The sequence below is a fragment of the Dyella sp. M7H15-1 genome, from assembly GCF_004114615.1.
Lineage (GTDB): Bacteria > Pseudomonadota > Gammaproteobacteria > Xanthomonadales > Rhodanobacteraceae > Dyella_B.
In genome coordinates this window covers 1,432,452-1,457,581 of sequence record NZ_CP035300.1, presented here as the reverse complement: position 1 = coordinate 1,457,581, position 25,130 = coordinate 1,432,452, and the positions used below count along the sequence as shown (strand labels likewise).

Here is a 25,130-nt window from a genome sequence, read left to right as displayed (position 1 = left end):
ATATGGGCTTGGCGAACAACCCTCCGAATACTCCAGACCAAAATCCATCCAACATTATTTCCCCTCCTGCTTTTGCTCATGAGCCTGAACTGCACCTTGAGCGGCCATGCCTGCAGCCTTACCTGTTGCCATGGTATTTATGCGAATCACAGCCCCCGCTGGGGAAGTCACGTTAGACCACGCGTTAGGCACATTAGCCCACTGAAACATCTGCGTAGCAACCATGCTGTTTACAGCACCCACAGCCATCGAGGTGCCAAGGCCCAGATACGAGAAGCGTTGATTGAAGGCGGTGCCAAAGCTAATTTGGCCGTAACGTGAATCTTGCCGAGCTCCATAACTAATGCCCAGGGTATACGTCACCCCAGACGCGACAGCCCCAGTACCCGCTGCCGCCCCCAACGAATACCCTTGCGTGGCAACCTGATAGGCAGCCCACGCTTCCTGCCCCCAGGCCAACGTTGCCGGCGCTGCAGCAACCGCGACAGCGGTACCCGCGCCCGCCACCGCCGGCGCAAACATCAGTTGCCCATTCTGGCTGACGGCGTTATCCGCATAGACCAATCCCCACTCTGGTCGATGATTCAGATAATCCTGCAGGCTGATGTTTTGGTCCACGTGCAGCCCCAACTGGGCGGCCAGCGGATCAGTGGCATAAGCACGCGCGGCGAGGATGTTTGCCTTGCACGTGCCGGAGAGGCTACTGGCACTGCCGCCACAAGCGCTGATGAGCTGCTGCTCCTGATTGGCCGACAAGATCTCCGCGTTGCTCTTGGCGGATTCGATGCAAACACGATCGCCGTCGCATCGATTGATCTCCTTTTGCAGGTCGGTCACTTGCTGATGCGTCAGATAGTTGTATGTCGTTCCATCCAGCGCTGTCGCCGCGCCCGCACCACCGCCCACCGCCGCACCTACCGCAGTGCTGGCCAGTTGCATCATGCTGGCAAATTCCGGCGTGCCCTTTTGGTAACCCTGGCTTTCCAGGTAATCAGTCATTTGTTGTATGACGAGCTGGTTAGCCGCAGCACCCAACGCACCTTGCGCCACATTGCCGCCACCCAAGGCCGCGATGCCTGCGCCAACGACGCCATGCAGAATCGTGCGCTCCGGACTGCCTTCGGCCCAGCCCATTTGTCCGGCTAGATCGCCGGCCGCACGCATACCCACCTGTCCCGCAACTTGCCCCATCTCCATGTTCTCCTGCACCTTCTGTGCATCGAAGATCGGCGCGAGCGCCTGGTTATCGAGGGTGGGATTTCTATCAAGGCCACTGAGATCGGTGTTGCTGTCTCGTTGGATGATCGTGCCTTGCGCAATCCATGCGTTCGTATCGTAGTTTCTATTTGGCTCATCTAAATATAAACCATGGGTGGAAGTAAAGATAAGATCATAAATATTATTGATACGGACCATGTGCTTAAAAAAACATCCATCCATATATCTTCGTGTTAATGCAAGCATTGTTTTTATAAAAAACCAATAGATTCCATAGGCATATTAGTGAAAAAAATCCTGAAATAAAATAAAGAGAAAGAGTAGCTACATATATCCATTTATTTCCAATAAAAAAAATGCTAGAAATTATCCCCATCAGCAAAAAGAACGACATAGTTGAAGCTGGAAGAACAAATTTCCTCCAGTCACTTTCATCACAAACTCGCGATCCAAATATGCAAACAGCAACAACCCCTATCATCCATAATAAAAATGGAAATACACCCGATCCAATCTTGGCCAACCAAAGCGCAAACGGCGCAACGAGGGAGACTATAAAAACAAATAAAGAAAGTCGCCACATATTTTACCTTACCATCCTATTTGATATAACTCAAGATAGAAATAAGTTAAAAATTACTGACCATTTACCATCAAATAGTTAAACGTCATCGACAATCCCCTTGATAACCAAACGCAGCCATCCTGCCACATCCAAACTCAATTCTATCTTTCAAATCCATCGTATCAATGTGGTAGGGAAATCCACCGAAAAATATTATCGACTTTGTCAAGGATCCTTGTTGCTCATACACTGGCTGCAACATGTTCTGTTCGGTTACTAGCTGTCGAAGGCTCCATGCATTCAGATCGAAGCCTGTGTTTTGATAGTTTTGATAGATGTTGGCGAAACTATTTTGGCCATTTTGCATGATCAGGGCGCCGGCTTGACTACGCCAATCCGCCAGCCCTCCGCTGGCTACGAAGTTACCTACGTTAAATAACCATCCTGTTAAATCCGTCGTCGACGTTTTTTCCGCCGCGCCAAACCATGGCGCCCCCGTCAGCTGATACATCGCCTCAAAGAAGTCTGCACGCGCATCAATGGTGTTGATGGCGCCGTAAGCAGGCGAGTTGGTCATGACTAAATTGAGCGCATTGTTGCGCGACTGATTGACGTCACCTGCCATCCAGGGGAGTGCTAGTGCACTGGCGTAGCTTAATGCCTCACGTACACCATCCTGACAGGAGGCACTTTGTGGCGCGACTGCACAGGCTTGTTGTAGTGCTGCATCGTTTTGTTGCGATAGTTCAGTGTATGCATCTACGACTTTCTGGCACTCACTTTGATTTCCGCATGATTTGAGTGCCGCCTTGAGAGCATCTCTCTGCTGATGGGTCAGATAGTTGTACGTTGTTCCATCCAGCGCCGTCGCCGCGCCCGCACCACCGCCCACGGCCACACCTACCGCGGTGCTGGCCAGTTGCATCATGCTGGCAAATTCCGGCGTGCCAGGTGTGTAACCTCGGCTTTCCAGATAATCGGCCATTTTCTGGACCACGAGCTGATTGGCGGCAGCGCCCAGTGCACCTTGGATCACATTGCCGCCACCTAGCGCGGCGATACCCGCGCCAACGACGCCGTGCAAAATCGTGCGCTCCGGACTGCCTTCGGCCCAGCCCATTTGTCCAGCCAGGTCGCCGGCTGCTCGCATGCCCACCTGGCCCGCAACTTGCCCCATCTCCATCTGCTCTTGCACTTTCTGCGCATCGAAGATCGGCGCGAGCGTTTGATTGTCGAGCGTGGGATTTCGATCAAGGCCACCGAGGTCGGTGTTGCCATCTCGTTGGATGATCGTGCCTTGCGCAATACCGCTATGCGTATCGCTGCTGCTATGGCCGCTCTGTGGCACCCCAAGCATGGGCGAACCGCTGAAACCACCACCGGCACTGTAGCCCGCACTCACGCCCACATTACTGGCGCTGTAGTTCGCTTCGTTGTGAAGGCTCTCGTAAGTGAGGGTGCCGGTATCCAGCAGGTTTTTGCTGGGGTCGGCATTGCTGGCCATCACACCACCAATCAAGTGCGTGTTGCCGCCCACGGTGATATCAAAACCACCACTACCCGCGCTGATGCCGCTCACGTCGGTGACGCTGGCATAGTGGCTATTCACCTTGCTCTGGTTGTAGCTGACGTTGCCGCCCGAACCGTAGCCGATCACCATCTTGCCGCCCAGCTGTTGCTGCTTGCTGGCGTAGTCGTCGGTGTCTTGTTCGCTTTGGATCAAGAGGTTGCCGCCGATGGCGCCGAGCACGGTGTTGCCGGTGAGTTGGGCGCCCTGGATGGTGGTGTCGTTGCCGCTGATCAGGGTGAGTGTGTCGCTGGCGTTGATGCTGCTGATGGCGTGCGAGGTGCCGTTGCCGTGGGCGTTGCCTTGGCCGACGGAAGCTTGGGCATAGAAGCCCAAGCCATCGCTGCCGATCTGGATGCCGACACCGCCGCTGGCGTTCTGGTTGCTGCTTTGCAGGCTGTGGTTTTCTTGTTGGCTCAAGATGTTGAGGTTGTTGGCAGCGGCCAGCGCAACATTGTTGCCATTGACCTGACTGCCGATGATGTTCAGATCGCCACCGGTGGCTGCCATGACCACATCGCCGTTGCTTTGGATGCGGCTGCCGTAGGCGGTTTCGTCGTGGGTGGTGGTGCTGCTGGATGCGCTGCTGGCGCCGAGGCCCAGTTGCAGGTTCACGCCTTGCTGAGAGGTGGGATTGTCTTTGGTGGCACCGTTGAGCAATCCACCCTGCGCAAAACCCAGCGCATCGCTGGCGCTGTAAGCGGCTTGCGCGGCATACAACGCTTTGAGGCGGTCGTCGCTGACTTGGCTGCCGCGCTCGGCGCTGGCATAAGCGCTATTGACCGCATTGGCCACGCCGCCACCCAAACCTAGCGTGATCCCCGCTTGCTGTTGTTTGTAGGTTTGTGTGGTGTCTTGCGTGCCCACCGCCGCGTCGAGGGTGACGTCGTTGCCAACGATGGCGGTGCCGGTGTCGCTCAGCACCTCGCTGCCGGTGATGTGCACGAGATTGCCCGCCGTAAGCGTGACGCCACCGTTCAAGCTGCCGATCAGGCTGCCTTGCGGGGTGGTGTCGGTTTCGGTGTACGTGTTGCTTTCCTTGCTGGACCCGATCATCAGATTCAGGCCGCTGGTGAAAACACCGCTGGTCTTCGTGGTGCGCTCGTGCTGTTCGCTGTGGGTGTCGGTGGCGACGCCGATATTCAGGTTGTTGCCGGCGGCCATCACGATGTCGTCGGTGGCGACGATTTGTGCGGCTTGGGTGTTCACGTCATGACCGGCGGCGACGGTGACGGTGTTGCCGCTGAGCAAGGTGCCGACCGCCAGGCTGTCCTGGCTGGCATCGTGGGTGGTGGTGGTGCTGCTGCTGAGCAGGCCGGATTTTTTGGTGGTGCTGTCTTGTTGCCAGCTGTGGTTTTCTTGGGCCGCGTGGAGGTTCACGTCGTTGCCGGCGGCGAGTGCGATGGCACCGTTGCTGCTGGTGACGTTGGCGGCGACGGTGGTGAGGTCGTGGCCGGCGCTGAGGGCGATGCCGTGGGCGGCGTCGAGTGTGGTGCCGCGCAACGATTGGTCTTGCGTGATCTGGTTGTATTGGGTGTGGCCGCTCTGCCAACTGTTGCCTTGGCTTTGGGTATCGGTGACGGCGTTGAGGGTGAGGTCGTGGCCGGCGCTGAGGGCGAGTTGATCGCCGGCTTGGAGCTGTGCGCCCTGGCTGGTGAGATCGTTGCCGGCGGCGAGCACGGCACTGCCGCCGGCGTGGAGCGTGGTGACATCGGTGTGCGTGCTCGCGCTGGCGGCGTGGGCGCTTTGCTGGCTGCTGCCTTGGCCGGCGGCGGCGTTGAGGGTGAAGTTATGGCCGGCGATCAGTTGTGCGTCGTTGCCGGCGTTGAGGGTGCTGGCGGTGGCGGTGAGGTCGTTGCCCGCCGCCAGGCCGAGGTTTTGGCCGGCGTTGACGTTAGCATGGTCGAGATTGAGGTTGTTGCCCGCTTGGGCGGTGAGGATGCCGGTGGCGCTGAGCTGGCCACCGGTGGCGATACCGGCGCGTTGCGCATCGCTGAGCGAGAGACCGCTGAGGTTGACGGTGCCCAGGCTGACGGTGCTGCTATCGGCGCGGCTGGTGAGGTTATTGCCGGCCACCAACGCGACGTTGCCGCCCTGGAGGGCGCCGGCGTTGAGCAGGTCTTGCGCGGCTTGCACGCTCAGGTTGCCGCCGGCCGCGACGGTGCCGGCGTTGAGCAGATTGCCGGCTTTCAGGCGGGCATCGTTGCTGGCTTGCAGGGTGCCCGTGTTGGTGAGCTGGTTGCTGGCGTTGATGCTGACGGTGCTGCCTTGCATGACCGCGCCGCTGGCCACGTGGCTGGCGGTGTTCTGGCTCAGATACACCACTGGCACCAGGACTTGTTCGCCGTTCACCGTTTGGTTGACCAGCCAGACCATGTCCTGGGTCAGGCTGGCGATCTGGGCGGGGGTGAGGGCGACGCCGACGCTGAGGTTGAATGACTGGGCTTCCTGCGTGCCCGCATCCATCAAGGCTTTGTATTGCTCCAACGCATCGCCGTTGCCGTCGAGGAAGCGGCGGCCCGTAAGGCTGGTGAGTTGGTCCATCACCAGCTGGGTTTCGTAGAAGGCATCGCCCAGGCGCTTCAAGGTGAGGTCACCTTGCAGGCCCAACTGGTTCAGGAGGTAGTCGCTGCCGAGGAAGCCGCTCATCGTGGCGAAGCGTGGATCGGTTTCCACCAGATACGGGCTGCCGTTGCCGGGGTGAAGGGTGTACAGGCCGTTGCGGGGCAGTTGCACCGGATAGGGCTGCTGCGGGGTGCCGACGAACGGGGCGCCGGGGGCGGGGCCGAGGTTGCCCAGGTTGCCGGGGTGGGTGTTGCCGACGACGTTGCCGGCGCCGCCGCCACCCTGGCCGCTGAGATATGGGCCGCTGCTGTTTTGTCCCAGACCCACGCCGCTGACCGGTTTGCCGTCGGCGCCGACGGGCGTGTTGCTGACGTCTTGCGCGCGGATGTCCACCGCGTTGCCAGCGCTCATCGTGGCGCGCAAGCTGGGGCCGGCATCGAGGGTCAGAAAAGGCACGCTGCCCGCCGCCAGGGTGGCGCTCGTGACGTGCTCGGCAAAGACCATCGGTGGTTGGTTGGATTCGCGGTTGGAGTACCAGCGCTTGCCGCGGTAATCGCCATCGACGGAGCGCACCAGGTCGTTCTGGAGCAACACGGTGGGGACGAAGGCGAGGTTTTGCACGGTGTCGCTGCCGACGTTGCCGCCCCCGTTGTTGCCATCCTGGCCGTTGATGATCAGATGGTTGCCGGCGGCGATCGTGGCGTTGCTGTTGAGGACGGAGCCGTTGAGGCGGATGTTGCCACCGGCCAAGAGGCGGCTTTCGGCGCTGGCGGCGGTGAGGCGGGTGATGGACAGGATGGTTTGCGTGAGCGTGTCGTAGGCGGCATCGCCGTAATAACCCAGCGGACCACAGCGCACGGCGTGGCCATTCATGCCGATGGTTTGCGCGTAGGCGTTGCAGAAGGTGGTGGCTTCGGGGTCGGTGGTCCAATCGAAGAGGGTGGTGCGGGTGGTGCGGTTGGCTTGCTGTTCGGCGGGGCTGAGCGTGTAGGTTTCCGTCTCCAGCACGCGCCGCTCGTTGGTGATCTGCTGGGCGTTGACGATGAGGTTGCCGCCGGCTTCGATGTCGCCGGAAAGGTTCGTCACCGATTGACTGCGCGTGCCGGCGGCATCGGCGGCGAGGGTGAGGTCGCCCAGGCTGTAGAGCATGGCGTCGCGGTTGAGCAGATCGCCGGTGATATAGAGATTGAGTGCATTGACGGCGGCGATCAGGCCGGTTTGGTAGGGGTTGTTGTCGGTTTGCGTGCCAAGGTCGGCGCCGTTGGTCAGGCTGGCAGCGTGGATCGTGATGGTGTTGCCGATGATGGTGCCGGTGTTGCTGACGTGGCTGGCGTTCAACACCAGGTTGTCGCCTTCGAGGCGGCCTTGGTTAGTTTGCGTGGCGGCATGGAGGGTGGTGGTGCGGCTGTTGATGTCGGCGCCGGCCTGGTTGTCCAGACTGGCCGCGTTGACGGTGAGCGCGTTGACCGCTTGCAAGGTGGCGCCGCAGGTGTTGGTCAGTGTGCCGCCCAGGTTGAAGACCACGTCGTGGTTGGCGAACAGCGTGATTGCTGATCGATGCGGCGTGGAGGGTCAACGATGCCGTGCCGTCCCCACCGCCGGCTTCGAGGCGGCCGTGGTCGTTGCCGAGGGTGCCGGCGATAGTCGCGTTGACGGACCCCAGGGCTTGCAGCGCACCGCGATTGAGGGCGTCCGCTTGCGCGGTGAGCGTGAGGTCGGTGCCGGCGTAGAGCTGGCCGGCGTTGTTCAGGCTGCCGGTGTGGAGGTTCACCCCCTGGTTGCTGCCAAGGAAGCCATCGGTATCGTTGCTGAGCGTGGTGGCGACGGTGATGGCCAGATCGCCATCCAACGCCTTGATCTGGCCGTTGCCATTGGTCAGCGCATCGGCGGCGAGGTGCGCGAGCTTGGCTTGCAGCAGGCCGGCCTGGTTGCTGAGCGTGCCGCCGAGGTTGGCTTGCAGCACGTTGGCCACCACGGTGCCGCCCGCATTGCTGAAGTCGGTGCCGGTGAGGGTGGCGTTGCCGGCGACGCTCAGCGTGCCACCGTCGTTGACGGTGGTGGCGCTGTCGAGAACCAGGTTGCCGTTGCCGACGATGTGACCCTGTGTATTGGTCAACGTATCGGTGGTGATCGCCAGCGTGCCGGCGCCGGCGTGCTGAATGGCGGCGTTTGTGTTGTTGATCACGCCCGCGCTGATGGTGAGGTTGTTCGCATTGCTGGCAAAGGTGCCGTTGGCGTTGTCCAACAAGCCGGTCACGGCAAGTGTGGTGTCGCTGTCGCCGGTTTGCAGCAGTTGGCCGCCTTGGTTGGTCAGGCTGCCGGCTTGCAAGTTCCACTGACCGGCTTGGAGGCGACCTTGTGCGTTGTTCAAGGCGTGTGCGGCCTGGATGCTTAGACGACCCGGGGTGGCGAGGTCGCCGCCGGCATGGTTGATATCACCCAGCCATGCGGTGAGTGCGATATCGCCGCCGGCGCGCGTGGTGGCGCCATGCAGATCGAGGGCACTGCCGCTCACGCTGAGCGCCCCGGAGGCGGCGAGTGTGCCGGTGGCGGCGAGTGCGCCTTGGGTGCGCAGGGTCAGTGACGCGTTGCCGCTGAGGTTGCCATCGGACTGAAGGCCCGCCGCCACCGTGCCGCGGCTCGCCAAGGTGCCGGCGGTGAGGGTGAGATCGTTGAGTGCGGCCAGGGTGCCGGTGTGGGTGAGCGTGCCGCCGACTTGCCATTGCGACGCCGCACCGGCATAGGTCGTACCGGCCAGGGTGGCATCGCCCGCTACCTGCACGGTTTGTGCGCCGTCACTGCGCAGCGTGCCGCGTTGGTCAAGTTGACCGGCGTACAGGTCCAGCGCTTGGCCGCTGTAGAGGGTGCCGGTGGATTGCAGCAAGCCGCTGCTGTGGAGCGACAGATCGTTAGCCGCGTACAGCAGGCCATCGTTATTGCTGAAGCTGCCAGCGCGCAGCGCAGCGTTGGCCGCGCTGATCCAGGTGCCGTGCGTGTTGTCCAGCAAACCTTGGATCTGGGCGGTCATGGCGCCGCGGGTTTGCACGGAACCGTAAGCATTGCGCCAGACGGCGGCTTGCGCATCGAGCGAACCGGCTTGGATCGTGCCGCGGGTGTTGTCCAGCGTGCCGGCGCTGCGCACCGTCAGCGCACCATGGGTGGCAAGCGTGGCGTTGTGATGATCGATATCGCCCGCGGTGCTGATCAAGACGATCGTGCTGCCGACCTGCGTCTGCGCATGGGACAGGTCGAGCGCGCTGCCTTGCAGGGTCATGCCGCCAGCGGCGAGGTTGCGGCCATTAGCAGCAAGCAGGTTCGTGGTGGCGACGTCGAGCGCACCGCTGCCTTGCAGGCTGCCGTCGCCAGCCACACCGGCACCGAGTGTGCCGGAGGAAACCCCTTGCTGCGCACGCAAGGTCGCGTTATTGGCCGCCGCGATAAGGTTGCTGTTGCTGAGCGTGCCGGCGGCAGTAAGGTGGATATCGCCGGCGCTGTAGAGCGTGCCGGTGTTGGTGACATCGCCGGCACTTTGCAGCGCTATGCTGCCCGCCGATTGCAGCGAACCGTGGTTGGTCAGCGCGCCGGCGACCACGCCCACGTTGCCGCCGCTGTAGAGCGTGCCAGCGTTAGTCGTGTCGCCGGCTGTTTGCACGGACAACCCACCGCCGGACTGCAGCGTGCCGCTGTTGGCCAGTGAGCGGCTGTGGATCGTGAGGTTGCCCGCCGACGAGGTCGTGCCGGTCAGTTGCAATTGACCGGCGCTGTCGATGATGAAATCGCCGCTCTGCGTGGCCAATTGACCCGCGTTACGCACGCCGATGCCCGCGTCGGTGGCGACCAGCATGATCTGGTTGGCATACATGCCGCCCAGCGCGGCCACATCCACGCCCACCACCGGGGCGACGCCATCGCCCCCGATCGCCTGGGTGGACAGATCCGCATAGCCCACCTGATTCGCGCCCGTGGCCACGTTGAGGTGATTGGCCCACACCTTGCCATTCACGGCCAGGTTGCGTGCGATCAGATCGAGGCGGTCGATGTTGGAGGCATTCAAGCCATCGCCATCGATGCTGATGGCGCCGCGCGTCGTGTGAAAGGCACTCAAGGAACCATCGCCACCGAACACCGGCACACCGGTGGTCAGCGTGGCGCGTGGCGTGTTGATGAAGCCCGCTCCCGACACACGGATGCCGTTGGGATTGGCAATGATCACATCGGCGGCGTTACCGGCCACTTCCGTATAGCCGCGCAGATAGGTCGGGTGGGTCGAGGTGACTTCGTTGACGATCACCTTGGCCGATCGGCCCGGCGGATAGTTTGGATTGCCGGTGATGTATCCACCGAACTGCGTCGGCGACACGTTGGCGGCGTTGTTGAGAATCAGCCCCGGCTGATCGACATTGAATTGCTGGTATTGGTTGTGCGACACGCCAGCGGCCGACGGCGCCACGATGTTGACCACCGGCGTGCCATGGGCCGCCGCATCGACACCGGGGCGGTGTACGCCGGCATTCGGATCGGGCGTGACTTGCGCGGCAACCAGAACCGGGGTGCCGAGCAGTGCGGCGAGCACCGCCGTGGTCAAGGCATGACGCGGCAATGTGCGAGAAGAACCCGAAGAAACACGACGCGAGATCATCATCCTGTCCTTGATGAAAAAACCAAAGCGAGCACGGGTACACACGGGGGGTTACCGTAGCAAGACCATCCGTGCGCTAACCCACGGATGACACGAAATCAGTCGTTGCCTACATCGAATTAGTGCTCGCACGGGGGGTTACCACTGCGGGGGTTACCACTGCGCGTTCGACTGCCACTGCAAGGTAACGCTCTGATCAAGAGCTAAGGGGCCATGGCCATGAAGCTGTTCCTCGACTTAGCAGCTCATCGCCCCGTTCGGTTGTGTTGTTCAGTTTTTTTGAGCGAGAGCCTTCTTGATCTTCTGGTCGGTCTTGTACTGGCTCAAGGCATAGACGGCCCAGATCGTCGCTGGTAGCCATCCGATCAGTGTGATCTGGAGAATCAGGCAGATTACCCCGGCAATCGGCCTTCCAATGGTGAAGAACGTCAGCCACGGAAGAATCAAAGAAATCAGCAAACGCATGTTGCATTCCCCTCAGTTGGTCAGTCGCTCAATCCCTTAGCTTCCCAGCCAGCGCTGGTCAGCTTCACAGCACGTTGCTGATCTTCCTTCCCGGCGTCTTCCGTGATCTGTCCGATATAAGGGAAAGCGGCTAGAATTTCTGGCTTCTTGGCCCAGTCGGCGAGCCCGTTGATCTTGTACTGGAATGTCACCGTGGCTTCCTGGTAGTCACCGAGTTTCATTGGGCCTTCCCACTTCACCACTTTCTCGAGCGTCTTCTTGCCCCAGCACAGGTCGGTCCGCGCTTCCTTGGTGCTGCCATCCAGGCCGAATCTCTTCACCTCTTGCGTCCTTTCAAATGGCTTGGCTGCGTCAGTCAAGGTGTATCGCCTAACTTTGAACTTCGCGCCGTTTGGCTTGCCGCCAAAATCCGTTCCTTCGATTTGCGTGTCCATGCCAATGACCAATCCCACGGCTTCCAGCGCAGCCATTTGGCTAGCCGTTCCCGTTCGAAAGGTGTTTTGCAGCTGCAAATCCATTTGAGAGACATCGACCGGCCACTGGGTGATGTTCAGACACATCTCACCCTTCTTGTCTAGAGCCTGTCGTCATGAGGTGTTGAAATATGGTTAACTACCCGCCATGGAATCTTGCTGGATGGAATCCTCTGTGACTGCGGCCTATCGACGCCATGACATCTCCGATGAAAAATGGGGTTTGCTTGAACCCCATTTGCCGGGTCAAGCGGGCCGATGGGGGCGTGTAGCCAAAGATAATCGGCAATTCATCAACGCAGTGTTCTGGATACTTCGCACCGGAGCGCCGTGGCGAGATTTACCACCCGAGTACGGCGATTGGAAGAATACCCATCGGCGCTTTTGTCGCTGGCGCGATAACGGCACATGGGAAGGTCTGTTGGAACGTGTGATGGATGAGCCGGACTTTGAGTGGCTGATGATCGATGCCAGTCACTGCAAGGTTCATCCTCATGCAGCGGGAGCTCGTGGCGGCAATCAGGGCATAGGTCTCACAAAAGGGGGCGCAACACCAAGATACATTTGGCCGTGGATGCGCATGGTATGCCAGTCCGAATTCTTGTTACAGAGGGTACCCGGGCAGATTGTTCGCAGGCCGCGGAACTGATCAAAGACATTCCTGCTGAGCATCTCATGGCCGACAAAGGTTATGACAGTGATGCCATTGTTGAGCAGGCTCATGAGCAAGGCATGCAGGCGCATATTCCGCCACGTAAAAACCGAAAAGAGCCGCGCGACTACGACACGTACCTGTATCGTCATCGCCACCTGGTTGAGAATGCGTTTTTGTACCTGAAACAGTGGCGTGGTGTGGCGACACGCTACGCGAAGAATCTGTCCTCTTTCCTTGCCGCTGTGCAAATTCGCTGCCTCGTCATGTGGCTCAGAATCTTATGACGACATGCTCTAGGTATTGCCCAATCGCCGCACCGAAGTTCTTTTCGTTCGCATCAGTCTTGCTGCCGCATCCAGTAAGCACCATCGACATCGCTATCACACCGCCCACAACGCTCTTCATACCTTTCCTTTCTCTGGGTTGTTGAAGAAATGACTTGATTCGCACCCGCCGCGGAGCGGTCGTAGCTCGCCGCGAGTGATTTTTCGTCATGCGTTTCAAAACGCATACACGAGCTGAAAACCTGTGGCGGGCCGCGTGTTTTCCAGCAGCTTGCCGCCGTGCATCGCCTTGCCGGCGAACACATCCCAGCTCAACTGCTTGTACGTGCCACGCAAGCCGAAGAAACCGCCGGCCAGCGTGGTGTTGCCGGGGATGTACGCCGTACCTGGCCCACTCACACGACCGGCATCGATGCCGGCGTACCACATCAGCGGCCAACTTCCGATGGGCTGAGTGATGGTGTTGCGCCAATACCAGCCGCGCTCGGCGGCGAGCGTTTGCTCGCCATCGAAACCGCGCACGGTGTAGCGGCCACCGATGGCGATGTATTCGGAGCCGTACAGCGGTGTATGGCTGTATTGCGCGTGGAATTCGCTGGTCCACTGCGCCGGCTGGCCGGCCAGCGAGAATGGATGGTTGAGCGAGGCATCCAGTGTGGTGAGCCGGTAGCGGAAAGTGGGGTCGTCTGCCGTGCGGCCGGCCGGATCGCGCTGACCGCCGAACCACGGCACGCCGAAGCGCTCGGCCAGCCGCAGATCGAGTTGTGCGTTGCCCAGATAGCGACGATGCGTGATAGCGGCTTCGATCGCGCTCATGTGGCGGCGCTGCGAATCCAGCTCCACGTCTTCGATATAGCTATGTGCCCAGCGTTTGCCAAGATGCACTTCGGCGGTGGTCTTGCTGTGGTGATCGCGATACAGCAGGTGTTGCGCGCCAAGGTCGACGGATTGAGAGGTGCCACGGCTCAAAAAGGTTTGCGTGAATCCCTCCACCGTCTGCTGGTAGCGATAGCCGTACACGCCGGCGGTGAACAACCAGTTGCCGCGCGGTATCGAATAATTGGCGTTGTAACCTTGTGTGCCGTGGCCGGCGCCATTGAAGACATCGTGCGTCATGCCCAGCGACAACGTGTCGTTGGCGTTGAGCGGATTGTCGAGCCCCACGTTAAGGCCCGCTTGATACAGGCCAGTGGTGGATGCTCCTGTATCGTCCAGTGTGGCGACCACGCGCCAGGGTTTGCTGCGTTTGGTGGTGATGACCAGATCGGACTGGCCCGGCACTTCGGTCGGCGCGATGTCGATAGTGACGTCTTGCGACGGAACGCGCTTCATCTGCTCCAGACCCTGTTCGATGTCGCGCAGATTAAGCAGGTCGCCAGGGCGGATCGGCAGCGCCCAGGTCCAATTACCGGATGGCGTGTTATCGGCCTTGCGAATGGCATGCACCACGCCAGGTACAAGCATGAGCGTCAGCACGTCGTGGGAGAGATCCTGTTCACTCAGGCCCACGCGTGTCGTGACATAGCCGCGATCCAGGATCAGATCGCCCGCACGGCGCACGATCAGGCTAATGCCTTCGTGGCCCACGCAACGACCGGCGTAGTGATCAAGATAGCGCTGCACGAAGCCGAAGGCATCGCTGTGCTCGCCGACGAGGCGAATCTGCTTCAGCACGAAACACGGGGTTTCCATGGGGAGTTCGGTGCTGTGGAAATCGGTGGCGGCATGCTGGCCGATGCGTACATCTTGCGCTTGCGTACGCACGGAACGGTCCAGCGCTTGCTGCTGGGTACGCAAGCGTTGCTGCTGCTCGTCGAGCGTGAGGGGTTTTTCTTGCCCAAATGCTAAGGGCGAAAGCGTGGCCAATCCGGCGATCGGTAGCCAGTGCCAGCGTAGACGGTAACGACGTGCACGGTGATCGTCCTTGATGCTTTTCGAATCCATGGATGTCTTCCCACACAAGCCGCATGTCAGAGCGGTGGAGTGTGATTAAAGAGGAAGACGGCGAGGTGCGACTATGGGACAAATCTGATCTTGTGAGGTTTTTCGTGCAGCGAAATGCTCTTTGGGGGCAGCACCTGATCAGGAAACGAGTGCGCCTTAAGGCTTGCTGACCGCGCTCGTGCCCGGCAAAGTGATGTATTTCCAGAATTTTCAAGAGGTGTGATGTGGATTGGGTTGATTTACACAGCGACACGGTAACCAGGCCGACTCGCGCCATGCGAGCGGCGATGCTGGATGCCGAGGTGGGCGATGACGTCTATGGCGAAGATCCCGCCGTTAACGCGCTTCAGCAACGCCTTGCCGGAGATCTTGGCTTTGAAGCGGGTTTATTCGTGCCATCCGGTACGCAATCGAACCTGCTGGCCCTGATGACGCACTGCGAGCGCGGCGATGAGTACATCGTTGGCGCGGATGCGCATACGTACAAGTTCGAAGGTGGTGGTGCGGCGGTGTTAGGTTCGATCCAGCCGCAGCCGATAGCGCATGATGTGGATGGCTCGCTGCCATTGGACAAAGTGGCGGTCGCCATCAAGCCGATTGATCCGCACTTTGCACGTACTCGCCTGCTGGCGCTGGAAAACACCTGGCACGGGCGCATCATGTCGATGGACTACATCCGGGCCGCGCGTGATTTCACCAAGGAACGTGGGCTTGCGTTGCATCTGGATGGTGCGCGGCTTTATAACGCCGCTGTGGCGAGCGGTGTGAGGCCGAGGGAGATTACCCAACACTTCGACAGTGTTTCCATCTGCTTGTCGAAGGGTTTGGGTGCCCCAGTTGGTTCGGTATTGGTGGGCTCCGTCGCGCTGGTCGACAAGGCGCGTCGCTGGCGCAAGGTCGCTGGCGGCGGTTGGCGTCAGGCCGGCATGCTGGCCGCTGCGTGCATGCATGCGCTGGATCATCATGTTGAGCGTCTGGCCGATGACCACGCACGTGCGGCGCGCCTGGCGGAGGGTTTGAGTGATATTCCCGGTGTGAAGCTGCTTGGCCTGCACACCAACATGGTGTTCATCGATGTGCCAGCGGAATGCTTGCGTGGATTGGATGCGCATCTGCGTGCAGCGTCGGTGCGTATCGGTATTGGCTATCTGCCGACGCTGCGGTTGGTGACGCATCTGGATATCGATGATGCGGGTGTTGAAAGGGTGATCGATGCATTCCGACTATTCTTTGCCGGCTAATGCGTGGAGGCGTTGGGTTACGCTGTGCTGCCCCCATGGCACTCACTTAAGCATCGTCGTCCCGGCCTGCGCTGGGACGATGGCTCTGGATTTGTCGCAGTATTCGAGCGAGGTGCGATGTTTTTATGCGCGCTTGGAAACCAGCGTCATATCCGACCGCCGGATGAAATCCCGCACCTGCGGATACACCACTTCACGCCAGCGACGACCACTGAAAATGCCGTAGTGCCCTGCGCCGTCAATCACTTTGTGCGCGCGGTGCGTGGATGGAATGCCGGTGCACAGATCATGCGCCGCTTCGGTTTGTCCAATGCCGGAGATATCGTCCAGCTCACCTTCAACGGTCAGCAGGCTGGTGCGTTTGATCGCAGCGGGATTCACGCGCTCGCCATTCACCTCCCACAGGCCGCGCGGCAGCAGGAACTGCTGGAACACGGTACTGATGGTGTCGAGGTAATACTCCGCGGGCATGTCGAGCACGGCGTTGTATTCGTCGTAGAACTTGCGATGTGACTGTGCATCGTCCAGATCGCCACGCAGCAGGTTGAGATAGAAATCCCAGTGCGAGTTGAAGTGGCGATTCGGATTCATCGCAATGAATCCGGCGTGCTGCAGAAAGCCCGGATACACCTCGCGACCGCGCCCGGGATAATTGTTGGGCACGGTGTGGATCACATTTCCCCTGAACCAGCTCAGCGGCTGGGTCATTGCCAGGTTGTTGACCTGGGTCGGGCTGCGGCGAGGATCGATGGGGCCGCCCATCATGATCATGCTGCGCGGTGCGGCCTCGCCGCGCGCCGCTAACAGCGAAATGGCGGCGAGCACCGGTACGGTGGGCTGGCAGACCGAGATGACGTGCAGCGATTCGGCGCCAATGTGGCGGATGAACTGCTCAATGGTCGCGACGTAGTCGTTCAGGTGGAACGGGCCGGCCGAAGCGGGGACCATGCGCGCATCGATCCAGTCAGTGATGTACACCTTGTGGTCGAGCAATAGGGTGCGCACCGTATCGCGCAGCAGTGTCGCGTGATGGCCCGAAAGCGGAGCGACCACTAGCACCACTGGCTCATTCTTCATCTTTTCGATGGTTTCCGGATCGTCGCTGAAGCGCTTGAAGCGGCGAAGCTGGCAGAATGGCGTTTCCAGGTCGATGCGCTCGATAATGGCGATCTGGTTGCCCTGGGGATGGGTGATGCTGTGGATATCGAACGAGGGTTTCTCGTAATCCTTGCCCAGGCGGTGGATCAGCTCATACCCGGCTGCCACGCGTTGCGCGCCCGGCAACTGGGCCAGGGGGCTGCTGGGGTCGGTGAGCATCCGGGCGCTGGCTTCGGCGTAGTAACTAAGCGGCCCAAGGAAGGCGCGTTGCCATTCGTGGAGTTGATAAAGCATGGGGGGGTAGACCGAGGTTTTTCTAAAGACGAATGATAGCGGGTTCTGGTCCGAATTGCTGCATTGCGGGAAGGCTTTGTGTCTTTATAAATCAACAACTTGATAATTCGGAATTATCTCATTGTGCTGGGACGGTCGCGCGCGCTTGGGTTTCATCCGATTCGGCGAATTTCCGTCCCGGCCGCGAGGTCGTACACGGTGCGGCGGCGGGGAACAAACTGTGCGGCCAAAAGCCAGACTATCCAGCCGGCTGCCAAGGTCCACAGTGCTACGTTGAGGCCAAACGCCGGTGCCAGCAGTAGCAACAGCAAGGGCAGGGACGCAACCAGTACCCGGATCATCGCCTGGCGCAGGGACAAGGGGTCGCCGTCACCGGCGGTCACCCGGATCCGCCAGGAGCGCATGCCCAGCGTCTGTCCACCGCGCAGCCAGGACAGCACAAAGTATGTGGCTACTACGATGCCCTGCAGTGGTTGATACCACCATGCAATATGCACTTGCGCGCCGGCGGTGATCAGTCGGCCGCCCGTGGCCAACTGGCAAATCAGGCCAACCACCATCACGATCGCCAGCACGGCGACCAGGTCGTAGACCAGGGCGATCCATCGCCGCCAAAGCGGGCAAATCACGTTCATCGTTGTCGCTGTCATCGATCAGCTTGCAAGGCGCTCGCGCAATGCCCAGCATCGTGCCCATGAAAGTGAGTACACGTAAAGAGCAACTCAGTCAGGAAGGTCCGGCCGGTATCGCCGAGGCGGATGCGCAGGAGATCGCGGCCTTCGTCGAACGCGTCTGGTCGGAGGATGGTCTGGCCCAACGCACTTTGGATGCCTACCGCCAGGATCTGGAAATTTTGGCGCGCTGGCTTGCGGCGCGAGGACGCACTTTGCGCACGGCACGGCGCGAAGACCTGACGGCGTTTCACGGCGCGCAACCGGTCGCGGTGCGGTCCATGGCGCGGCGCCAGTCGGCCTTTCGTCGCTTCTATGCCTCCCTAGCGCGCAACGACCCCGGTTTCGATGATCCAACGCTGTTGATCGAGCGGCCGAAAATGCCGCGTAGCCTGCCTAAGGCGCTGGCAGAACGAGAGATAGAGGGGCTGCTCGATGCACCCGATGTCACCACCACCCTGGGGCTGCGTGACCGGGCCATGTTCGAGCTGATGTATGCCTCGGGCCTGCGCGTGTCCGAACTCGTGGAACTGCCGCTGGTGGCATTGAATACTCGTCAGGGTGTGCTGCGAGTCATCGGTAAGGGTGGCAAGGATCGCCTGGTGCCGGTGGGCGAGGTGGCGCTGGAGCGTATCCAGACCTATCTGTCCGCCTCGCGCCCGATACTGGCCAAGGGCAAGCAACCGCCTGCCTTGTTCCTCAGCAAGCGCGGGGAGGGCATGACTCGACAGATGTTCTGGACCCTGGTGAAGCGCTATGCGGTGTCGGTTGGCATCAACGCCAAGCGCATTTCGCCGCACGTGCTACGGCACTCCTTCGCCACCCATCTGTTGAACCATGGTGCCGATCTGCGTGCTTTGCAGATGCTGTTAGGCCACAGCTCCCTGAGCACGACGCAAATTTATACGCTGGTGGCCAAGGAAGGGCTGAAGCGCTTGCATGCCCAACATCATCCGCGCGGCTGACACGTATTTCAGAAAGAGGGTGAAGAAGTTTTTACAGGTGATATGCGATACTTCCGACATCTTTTCGGCCTGTGCCCCGTATGGTGCCGGCATGTTAGTGAGGTTGTGATGTCGAAGAAGTTCTGGTTGATGCTCTGCACTGGCGTGCTTGCGATCCATGTTGGCCTTGCCATGGCCGCGGCTACGGTTTCCACACCGCCACCGGCGGCCAATACGCCTGAAAACATTGCACGGCAGGCGATCCTGCGGCTGGTGCCCAAGGCGCAGATTCAATCGGTCGTTCCCGCACCCATGTCAGGCTTTTATCAGGTGATCGCCTCGGGCCATCTGGTTTATGTCAGCGCGGATGGCAAGTACGTGATGAATGGTGACCTGATTGACGCCACCAAGGGCACCAGCCTCACGGAAAGTGCCTGGGCCGGTTATCGCAAGATCGAACTGGCCAAGGTTCCCGTGGCTGACCGCATCGTATTCGCACCGAAAAATCCTAAATATACGGTGACGGTTTTTACCGACGTGACCTGTCCGTATTGCCGTGTTCTGCACGAACAAATCGAGGCGTTCAACAAGGAAGGCATCGCCGTGCAGTATCTCGCCTGGCCGCGCACCGGTGTAACCGGCGATGACGGCAAGCCCACCGCGTCATATAACGAAATGGTCTCGATCTGGTGCGCTTCCGATCGTAACGATGCGTTCACAGCGGCGAAGAAGGGGCGTGAGCCAAAGTCGGCTACGTGCACCAATCCGGTCAAGGACCAGTTCCACCTTGGCCTGAAACTGGGCGTTACTGGCACACCAGCCGTCTACGCTGAGGATGGCACCCAGATCGGCGGTTACCTTTCGCCGACAGATATGCTCAAAGCGGTACAGGCGCATTCCATCTCGGGTGGTTGATCCCTCGTGTTGCACAAGGACGTGTCATGCATAAAACAACGCGACGAGTCGGCGCACTTTGCGCTCTGCCACTTCTTATCGGGCTAATCCTTTATCCGGCTCACGCTGCGGCGCCCGCGCCATCGCCAGTGATGCTGGCGAATGTCTACCACTCCGGCATCAACCTGAGCGACTACTGGGTCAGCGAAAAATACGATGGCGTACGTGGCTACTGGGATGGCAAACAGCTTCTCACCCGCAGTGGTGCCGTTATCCATGCGCCGACATGGTTCATCGCGAACTGGCCAAAAACTCCTCTGGACGGCGAACTTTGGGCCGGGCGTGAGCAGTTCGATATGGCTTCGGCCACGATCCGTCAGGATTCACCTGACGACGAAGCATGGCGCCATATTCGCTACATGGTGTTCGACATGCCTGGGCAGGCAGCAACGTTCGATCAGCGTATCCCTGTGCTTCAGCGAACGGTTGCAGCGCTCGGTGTGTCGTGGGTGCAAGCCGTAAAGCAATTCAAGGTGGCGGATGAAGCCGAATTGAAACAACGCCTCGATGAAGTCGTGCAAGGCGGGGGCGAGGGCCTGGTGCTGCATCGTGGCGTTTCGCTTTACCACGCCGGCCGCAATGGTGATCTGCTCAAGCTCAAGCCGTATGACGACGCCGAGGCAAAAGTGGTCGGCTATGCGCCTGGTAAAGGCAAGTACAGCGGCATGATGGGCGCCTTGCTGGTCGAGCTGCCTGACGGTACGCGTTTTCGCATTGGCACTGGCTTGAGCGACGAACTGCGCCGTGATCCACCGCCTGTCGGCAGCATGGTGACGTTTCGATATCAGGGCATGACATCAGGTGGTAAGCCTCGGTTTGCCCGTTTCATGCGTGTCCGGGACGAGATGTAAGGACCTGTCAGGCGCTGAAGGAATATTCGGCAGGCTCTCAGGTACAATACGGCGCTCCGCCGCTTAGCGCCTTTTCCCCGCATGATCTCACTCGACGGGCAGAGCGCCCTCTCGCCTTTCCGCCTGGAACGTCTCAACGCCCGCCTGGATGCCTTGCATCGTGGTGCCAAGGCACAGGCGTGCTGGTTTGTCTACTTCATCGATGCCGCTGTCGTGCCCGAAGGCAAGCAGCGCGCCCGTCTGCTCGAAGCCCTGGAAGCCAAAGACGCCCAGCCCCAGCCCGCTTCGCTGTGGGTCGTGCCGCGCCTGGGCACGATCTCGCCCTGGTCCAGCAAGGCCACCGACATCTTGCATGGCGCCGGTTTCGATGTGCGTCGCGTGGAGCGCGGCACCGCCTGGCAGGTAAGCGGGCTGCCGGCCTCGGGTGATGCGGCCTACAACGATGTGCTCGGCGTACTGCACGACGCGATGACGCAATCGGTGCTCACCGGCCTCGATCAGGCACAGGGCTTGTTCCTGGCCGGTCAGCCGGAGCCGCTGGTGCACATCGCGTTGGGTAGCGACCCGCGCGCCGCCCTCACCAAGGCGAATGCCGAACTGGGCCTGGCACTGGCGGACGACGAGATCGAATACCTCGCCGCACGTTATGCAGAATTAGGACGCGATCCCACCGATGCCGAACTCTTCATGTTCGCGCAGGCCAACTCCGAGCATTGTCGTCACAAGGTGTTCAACGCGAGCTGGACACTCGATGGCCAAGCGCAGGACAAGAGCCTGTTCGCCATGATCAAGAACACGCATCAGTGCTCGCCAGCGCATACGCTATCCGCCTACAAGGACAACGCGGCGGTGATCGAGGGCAACGCCGGCAAGCGTTTCGTCAGTGGTACCGATGGCGTGTGGTGTGCGAGCAAAGAGCGCATCGACTACGCGATCAAGGTGGAAACGCACAACCATCCCACGGCGATTGCGCCGTGGCCAGGCGCCGCTACCGGGGCTGGTGGTGAAATCCGCGATGAAGGGGCAACGGGTCGTGGCGCCAAGCCTAAGGCGGGTCTCACCGGTTTCTCGGTGTCAGACCTGCGCATTCCAGGATTTCCGCGCCCCTGGGAAGTGGAGCGTCCGTTGCCGCCGCGCATGGCAAGTGCCTTTGAAATCATGCGCGACGGTCCGCTCGGCGCCGCAGCGTTCAATAACGAATTCGGCCGTCCATGCCTGGGTGGTTATTTTCGTACCTATGAACACGAAACCGGCGAAGCCGGCGTGCGTCGCGGTTACGACAAGCCGATCATGATCGCCGGTGGCCTGGCCAATATTCGCCGTCAGCATGTGCACAAGCACCAAGTGCAACCCGGTCATGCGGTGATCGTGCTGGGTGGTCCGGCGATGTTGATCGGCCTGGGTGGTGGTGCGGCTTCTTCGGTCGCTTCCGGGGCATCCCGCGCCGAACTCGACTTTGCTTCCGTGCAGCGTGACAACGCCGAAATGGAACGTCGTTGTCAACAGGTCATCGATGCCTGCTGGTCGCGCGGCGACGAGAATCCCATCGTGAGCCTCCACGACGTGGGCGCAGGCGGTATATCCAACGCGATCCCCGAGTTGCTCAACGATGCCGGCGTGGGTGGCGACATCGACTTGTCGAAAGTACCTTGTGATGATCCCTCGCTGTCACCGATGCAGGTGTGGAGCAACGAATCGCAAGAGCGCTACGTGCTGGCGATCGCCACCACGGACCTGCCGGAATTCGAAGCGTACTGTAAACGCGAGCGCTGCCCTTACGCCGTCGTAGGTACGGCGACACAGGAACGCGTGTTGCACGTAGCCGATCCGCGCCGCCATCTCACCGTGATCGACCTGCCGATGGACGTGCTGTTCGGCAAACCACCGCGCATGCATCGTGATGCCAAGCACATCAAGCCGCGCGTCGATCTGGTGGCGGATCTCAATGGCATCGCGATGGACGAAGCATTGCTGCGCGTGTTGCGTCTGCCGACCGTGGGCAGCAAGAGCTTCCTCATCACCATCGGCGACCGTACCGTTGGCGGCCTTTGCGCACGCGACCCGATGGTCGGTCCGTGGCAGGTGCCGGTAGCTGATTGCGCAGTCACCTTGCTTGATTTCGAAGGCTACCAAGGCGAAGCGATGGCGATGGCCGAACGCGCGCCGGTGGCCTTGCTCAACAGTGCCGGTGCTGCGCGTCTCGTGGTCGGCGAAGCCATCACCAATCTCGCCGCCGCGCCGATCGATGATCTGGGCGAAGTGCGCCTGTCCGCCAACTGGATGGCCGCAGTCAATCATCCGGGCGAAGACGCTGCATTGTTTGATGCGGTGAAAGCCGTGGGCATGGAACTGTGCCCTGAGCTGGATATCTCCATTCCGGTGGGCAAGGATTCGTTGTCCATGCAAACCGTGTGGACGGATGGTGATACGCCGCAGCGCACGGTTGCGCCGGTATCGTTGGTCATCACCGGTTTTGCGCGTGTCAGCGACGTACGCCGCACCCTTACGCCGCAATTGCGGCTTGATCGTGGCGATTCTGATCTGTGGTTGGTGGATCTGGGTGCCGGCCGTGCACGCCTGGGCGGCTCGTGCCTTATGCAGGTTTTCAACCGCGGGGGCGGCGTGCCGCCGGATCTGGATGACCCCAAGCGTCTGAAGGCGCTGTTCGATCTGGTGCAGGAGGCGAACCGCAGCGGCTTGCTGCTGGCGTACCACGATCGTTCCGACGGCGGCGTTATCGTCACCCTGCTGGAAATGGCCTTTGCCGCTCACTGTGGCCTGGAGATCAACCTGGATGGTTGGGCGGAGGCAACGTTGCGCGCATTGTTCAGCGAAGAGCTGGGTGCGGTGCTGCAAGTCGCCACCGCCAATCGCGAAGCCTTCGAAGCCTTGCTGGTGAAGTATGGCTTGGCGGGCATGAGCAACCGTATCGGCCATCCGAAGGAGAAGCTTGGCATTAAGCTGTTCCTCAATGGCGAGACGCTGTTCAAGTGGAATTGGACGCAACTCTTCAAAGCGTGGAATGAAACTAGCCACGCTATGCAGCGCCTGCGTGACAATCCGGTCAGCGCCGATGCGGAAATGGCGTGGCGCATTGACGATGCCGACGCGGGCGTCAGCCCCAAGCTCAGCTTCGATCCGGCGCATGACATTGCGGCGCCGTATGTGAATGCGTCCGCACGCCCGCGTGTGGCGATCCTGCGTGAGCAGGGTGTGAATGGCCAGGTCGAAATGGCGGCAGCGTTTACCCGCGCCGGTTTCGAAGCGGTGGATGTACACATGTCCGATCTCGCCAGCGGCCGCATCAAGCTCGGCGATTTCCGTGGCTTCTCCGCGTGCGGCGGGTTCTCTTACGGTGACGTGCTTGGTGCCGGTCGCGGCTGGGCCGCGTCGATCCTTTACAACGACATGTTGCGTGCCAAGTTCACCGCGTTCTTTGCCGACCCCGGCAAGTTTGTCCTCGGTGTATGCAACGGCTGCCAGATGTTGAGCCAGCTCAAGGACATCATCCCCGGCGCACAGCACTGGCCGACGTTTCTGCGCAATGCATCCGAGCAATATGAAGCACGCCTGGCTACGGTGGAAGTGCTCGACTCACCAAGCCTTTTTTTCAAGGGCATGAGCGGTTCGCGCATTCCGGTGGTCGTGGCGCATGGCGAGGGGCGTGCGCATTTTTCGCCGTCGTGCAGCCCGGCCAAGTCGGGCAGTGCGGTGCGCTTCGTCGACAACCGTGGCAAGCTGACGGAAAACTATCCGCTCAACCCGAACGGCTCGCCGGGTGGCCTCGCCGGCTTCACGGCTGCGGGTGGCCGTGTAACGATCCTGATGCCACATCCGGAGCGCGTGTTCCGCACGGCGCAGATGAGCTGGCATCCGGATCATTGGGGCGAGGATTCGCCGTGGATGCGCATGTTCCGCAACGCAAGGGTGTGGTGCGGCTAGACCGCATCCTGCGGCGACGCGGATGGCCAGCCTGGGTGCTGGCCATCGCATGGGCTTTGTTGCTTGCATGCATGCCGTGGTGGATCGATTTGCTTTTGTTGCTGGGATTGGTCGCGATACAGCTCACACTGTGGCCGCGATGGCAACGTTTCAACAGGACCCTTCGGCGGGCGTTGCGTTGGGGGCTTGCAGGCTTGCTGGTTGCCGCTTATCGAGCCCTGCAAGGTTATGAACTGGCACCCACACTGACCCTGCTGGCGGCGCTGATCGGTTTTTCGCTGCTGGTGCTGCTGGAGTCCTGGCAGGATCACAAGCCATTGCGCAGCGCCGCCATCGCAGCGGCTGAACCCGAATGGAGCGAATTGGCACTGTCACCGAGTGGTCCGGCCGTCGCCATCATTGAGCTGCAGGCACCCATATGGCTGGAGCTTGATGGCGCCAGGGATGGCATATCTGTCGACGTTGCATGGATCGACGGGGGCAGTTGCCGGATAGGTGCGTGCACACAGATTGATCACATTGAGCCGCGGCTTGCCGTCGCTCCGGGGCAGGGTTGGTTGGCGTTGCCCATCACATCCGGACGAGGTGTGGTGCTGTACGATCGAGCGAACGAACGGCAGTACCGCTTGCATGGTTGGCAACTATACGGATGGCATGCCGGTGAGGCGTGGCTCAGTTGCAGTGAAGATCAGCCACCACTCGCGCTATCGCACGTGCTGGGGCAGGATCAGCTTGAGGAGTTGTGAAGTGAAAGATCTTC

17 protein-coding genes are annotated in these 25,130 nt (G+C 60.6%); 8 read left to right on the top strand and 9 right to left on the bottom strand.

From position 1 onward, the window contains the following. Positions 1-54: 54 nt before the first annotated feature. Positions 55-1,416 carry a hypothetical protein gene (locus EO087_RS06930; protein ID WP_128898230.1) on the bottom strand — a complete coding sequence of 454 codons (1,362 nt, stop codon included), beginning with the start codon at positions 1,414-1,416 and terminating at the stop codon, positions 55-57. A gap of 158 nt (positions 1,417-1,574) precedes the next feature. Here EO087_RS06930 and EO087_RS06925 point away from each other — a divergent pair, with 158 nt between their 5' ends. Beyond that, entirely contained in the window at positions 1,575-1,883 is a 309-nt protein-coding gene (locus EO087_RS06925) for a hypothetical protein (protein WP_128898229.1), read from the top strand. Positions 1,884-1,886: 3 nt separating this feature from the next. On the opposite strand, the gene EO087_RS06920 is transcribed toward EO087_RS06925, so the two are convergent. The 4 genes from EO087_RS06920 to EO087_RS06905 all read right to left on the bottom strand — a co-directional run bounded on the left by EO087_RS06920 (position 1,887) and on the right by EO087_RS06905 (position 11,579). Beyond that, complete coding sequence (locus tag EO087_RS06920; RefSeq protein ID WP_240669182.1) at positions 1,887-5,624, bottom strand: hemagglutinin repeat-containing protein; 3,738 nt, start codon at positions 5,622-5,624, stop codon at positions 1,887-1,889. Between the two features lie 1,660 nt (positions 5,625-7,284). Further along, positions 7,285-10,599, bottom strand: coding sequence for a filamentous hemagglutinin N-terminal domain-containing protein (locus EO087_RS16700; RefSeq protein WP_128898227.1), 3,315 nt, complete (start codon positions 10,597-10,599; stop codon positions 7,285-7,287). A gap of 225 nt (positions 10,600-10,824) precedes the next feature. Continuing rightward, positions 10,825-11,019, bottom strand: a complete 195-nt coding sequence (locus EO087_RS06910) for a YqaE/Pmp3 family membrane protein (protein WP_128898226.1) — start codon at positions 11,017-11,019, stop codon at positions 10,825-10,827. 20 nt (positions 11,020-11,039) lie between these two features. Further along, positions 11,040-11,579, bottom strand: coding sequence for a hypothetical protein (locus tag EO087_RS06905; protein ID WP_128898225.1), 540 nt, complete (start codon positions 11,577-11,579; stop codon positions 11,040-11,042). A gap of 76 nt (positions 11,580-11,655) precedes the next feature. Here EO087_RS06905 and EO087_RS06900 point away from each other — a divergent pair. Further along, positions 11,656-12,431, top strand: a protein-coding gene (locus EO087_RS06900) for an IS5 family transposase (protein WP_240669003.1) whose coding sequence is annotated in 2 segments (ribosomal slippage) — positions 11,656-12,025 and positions 12,025-12,431 — 777 coding nt in all. Because the reading frame shifts where the segments join, the coding sequence is not laid out codon by codon here. On the opposite strand, the gene EO087_RS16890 is transcribed toward EO087_RS06900, so the two are convergent. Then, positions 12,418-12,552: a hypothetical protein gene (locus EO087_RS16890; protein ID WP_255417055.1), complete on the bottom strand. Its 135-nt coding sequence runs from the start codon at positions 12,550-12,552 to the stop codon at positions 12,418-12,420. The two genes, EO087_RS06900 and EO087_RS16890, sit on opposite strands and share 14 nt — an antisense overlap. 95 nt (positions 12,553-12,647) lie before the next feature. Beyond that, entirely contained in the window at positions 12,648-14,375 is a 1,728-nt protein-coding gene (locus EO087_RS06895; RefSeq protein WP_128898224.1) for a ShlB/FhaC/HecB family hemolysin secretion/activation protein, read from the bottom strand. Positions 14,376-14,599: 224 nt separating this feature from the next. Here EO087_RS06895 and ltaE point away from each other — a divergent pair, with 224 nt between their 5' ends. Next, positions 14,600-15,616 (top strand): low-specificity L-threonine aldolase, encoded by a 1,017-nt coding sequence (ltaE, locus tag EO087_RS06890; protein WP_128898223.1) that lies wholly within the window; start codon positions 14,600-14,602, stop codon positions 15,614-15,616. A gap of 123 nt (positions 15,617-15,739) precedes the next feature. On the opposite strand, the gene phaZ is transcribed toward ltaE, so the two are convergent. Both phaZ and EO087_RS06880 read right to left on the bottom strand, forming a co-directional pair. Further along, entirely contained in the window at positions 15,740-17,008 is a 1,269-nt protein-coding gene (gene phaZ, locus EO087_RS06885) for a polyhydroxyalkanoate depolymerase (protein WP_128898222.1), read from the bottom strand. A 152-nt stretch (positions 17,009-17,160) separates the two neighbouring features. Then, positions 17,161-17,658, bottom strand: a complete 498-nt coding sequence (locus tag EO087_RS06880; protein WP_128898221.1) for an RDD family protein — start codon at positions 17,656-17,658, stop codon at positions 17,161-17,163. A 44-nt stretch (positions 17,659-17,702) separates the two neighbouring features. Here EO087_RS06880 and xerD point away from each other — a divergent pair, with 44 nt between their 5' ends. The 5 genes from xerD to EO087_RS06855 all read left to right on the top strand — a co-directional run bounded on the left by xerD (position 17,703) and on the right by EO087_RS06855 (position 25,116). Continuing rightward, the gene (gene xerD / locus EO087_RS06875) at positions 17,703-18,644 is read left to right on the top strand and encodes a site-specific tyrosine recombinase XerD (protein WP_128898220.1); all 942 of its coding nucleotides are present in this window, start codon (positions 17,703-17,705) and stop codon (positions 18,642-18,644) included. A gap of 108 nt (positions 18,645-18,752) precedes the next feature. Then, on the top strand, positions 18,753-19,538 hold the full coding sequence (locus EO087_RS06870; RefSeq protein WP_128898219.1) for a DsbC family protein: 786 nt from the start codon (positions 18,753-18,755) through the stop codon (positions 19,536-19,538). Positions 19,539-19,564: 26 nt separating this feature from the next. Next, positions 19,565-20,428: a DNA ligase gene (locus EO087_RS06865; protein WP_128898218.1), complete on the top strand. Its 864-nt coding sequence runs from the start codon at positions 19,565-19,567 to the stop codon at positions 20,426-20,428. A gap of 81 nt (positions 20,429-20,509) precedes the next feature. After that, the gene (gene purL / locus EO087_RS06860; RefSeq protein ID WP_128898217.1) at positions 20,510-24,370 is read left to right on the top strand and encodes a phosphoribosylformylglycinamidine synthase; all 3,861 of its coding nucleotides are present in this window, start codon (positions 20,510-20,512) and stop codon (positions 24,368-24,370) included. Continuing rightward, entirely contained in the window at positions 24,328-25,116 is a 789-nt protein-coding gene (locus tag EO087_RS06855; RefSeq protein WP_128898216.1) for a hypothetical protein, read from the top strand. The genes purL and EO087_RS06855 overlap by 43 nt, the downstream gene beginning before the upstream one ends. The last annotated feature ends 14 nt before the right edge of the window (positions 25,117-25,130 follow it).

Bases quoted from the DNA above. Each gene is read 5' to 3' on its own strand.
- EO087_RS06930 (WP_128898230.1), bottom strand. From the start codon at position 1,416: ATGGTCCGTATCAATAATATTTATGATCTTATCTTTACTTCCACCCAT.
- EO087_RS06925 (WP_128898229.1), top strand. From the start codon at position 1,575: ATGCTAGAAATTATCCCCATCAGCAAAAAGAACGACATAGTTGAAGCT.
- EO087_RS06920 (WP_240669182.1), bottom strand. From the start codon at position 5,624: ATGCAAGGCAGCACCGTCAGCATCAACGCCAGCAACCAGCTCACCAAC.
- EO087_RS06910 (WP_128898226.1), bottom strand. From the start codon at position 11,019: ATGCGTTTGCTGATTTCTTTGATTCTTCCGTGGCTGACGTTCTTCACC.
- EO087_RS06905 (WP_128898225.1), bottom strand. From the start codon at position 11,579: ATGTGTCTGAACATCACCCAGTGGCCGGTCGATGTCTCTCAAATGGAT.
- EO087_RS16890 (WP_255417055.1), bottom strand. From the start codon at position 12,552: ATGAAGAGCGTTGTGGGCGGTGTGATAGCGATGTCGATGGTGCTTACT.
- EO087_RS06895 (WP_128898224.1), bottom strand. From the start codon at position 14,375: ATGGATTCGAAAAGCATCAAGGACGATCACCGTGCACGTCGTTACCGT.
- phaZ (WP_128898222.1), bottom strand. From the start codon at position 17,008: ATGCTTTATCAACTCCACGAATGGCAACGCGCCTTCCTTGGGCCGCTT.
- EO087_RS06880 (WP_128898221.1), bottom strand. From the start codon at position 17,658: ATGACAGCGACAACGATGAACGTGATTTGCCCGCTTTGGCGGCGATGG.
- xerD (WP_128898220.1), top strand. From the start codon at position 17,703: ATGAAAGTGAGTACACGTAAAGAGCAACTCAGTCAGGAAGGTCCGGCC.
- EO087_RS06870 (WP_128898219.1), top strand. From the start codon at position 18,753: ATGTCGAAGAAGTTCTGGTTGATGCTCTGCACTGGCGTGCTTGCGATC.
- EO087_RS06865 (WP_128898218.1), top strand. From the start codon at position 19,565: ATGCATAAAACAACGCGACGAGTCGGCGCACTTTGCGCTCTGCCACTT.
- purL (WP_128898217.1), top strand. From the start codon at position 20,510: ATGATCTCACTCGACGGGCAGAGCGCCCTCTCGCCTTTCCGCCTGGAA.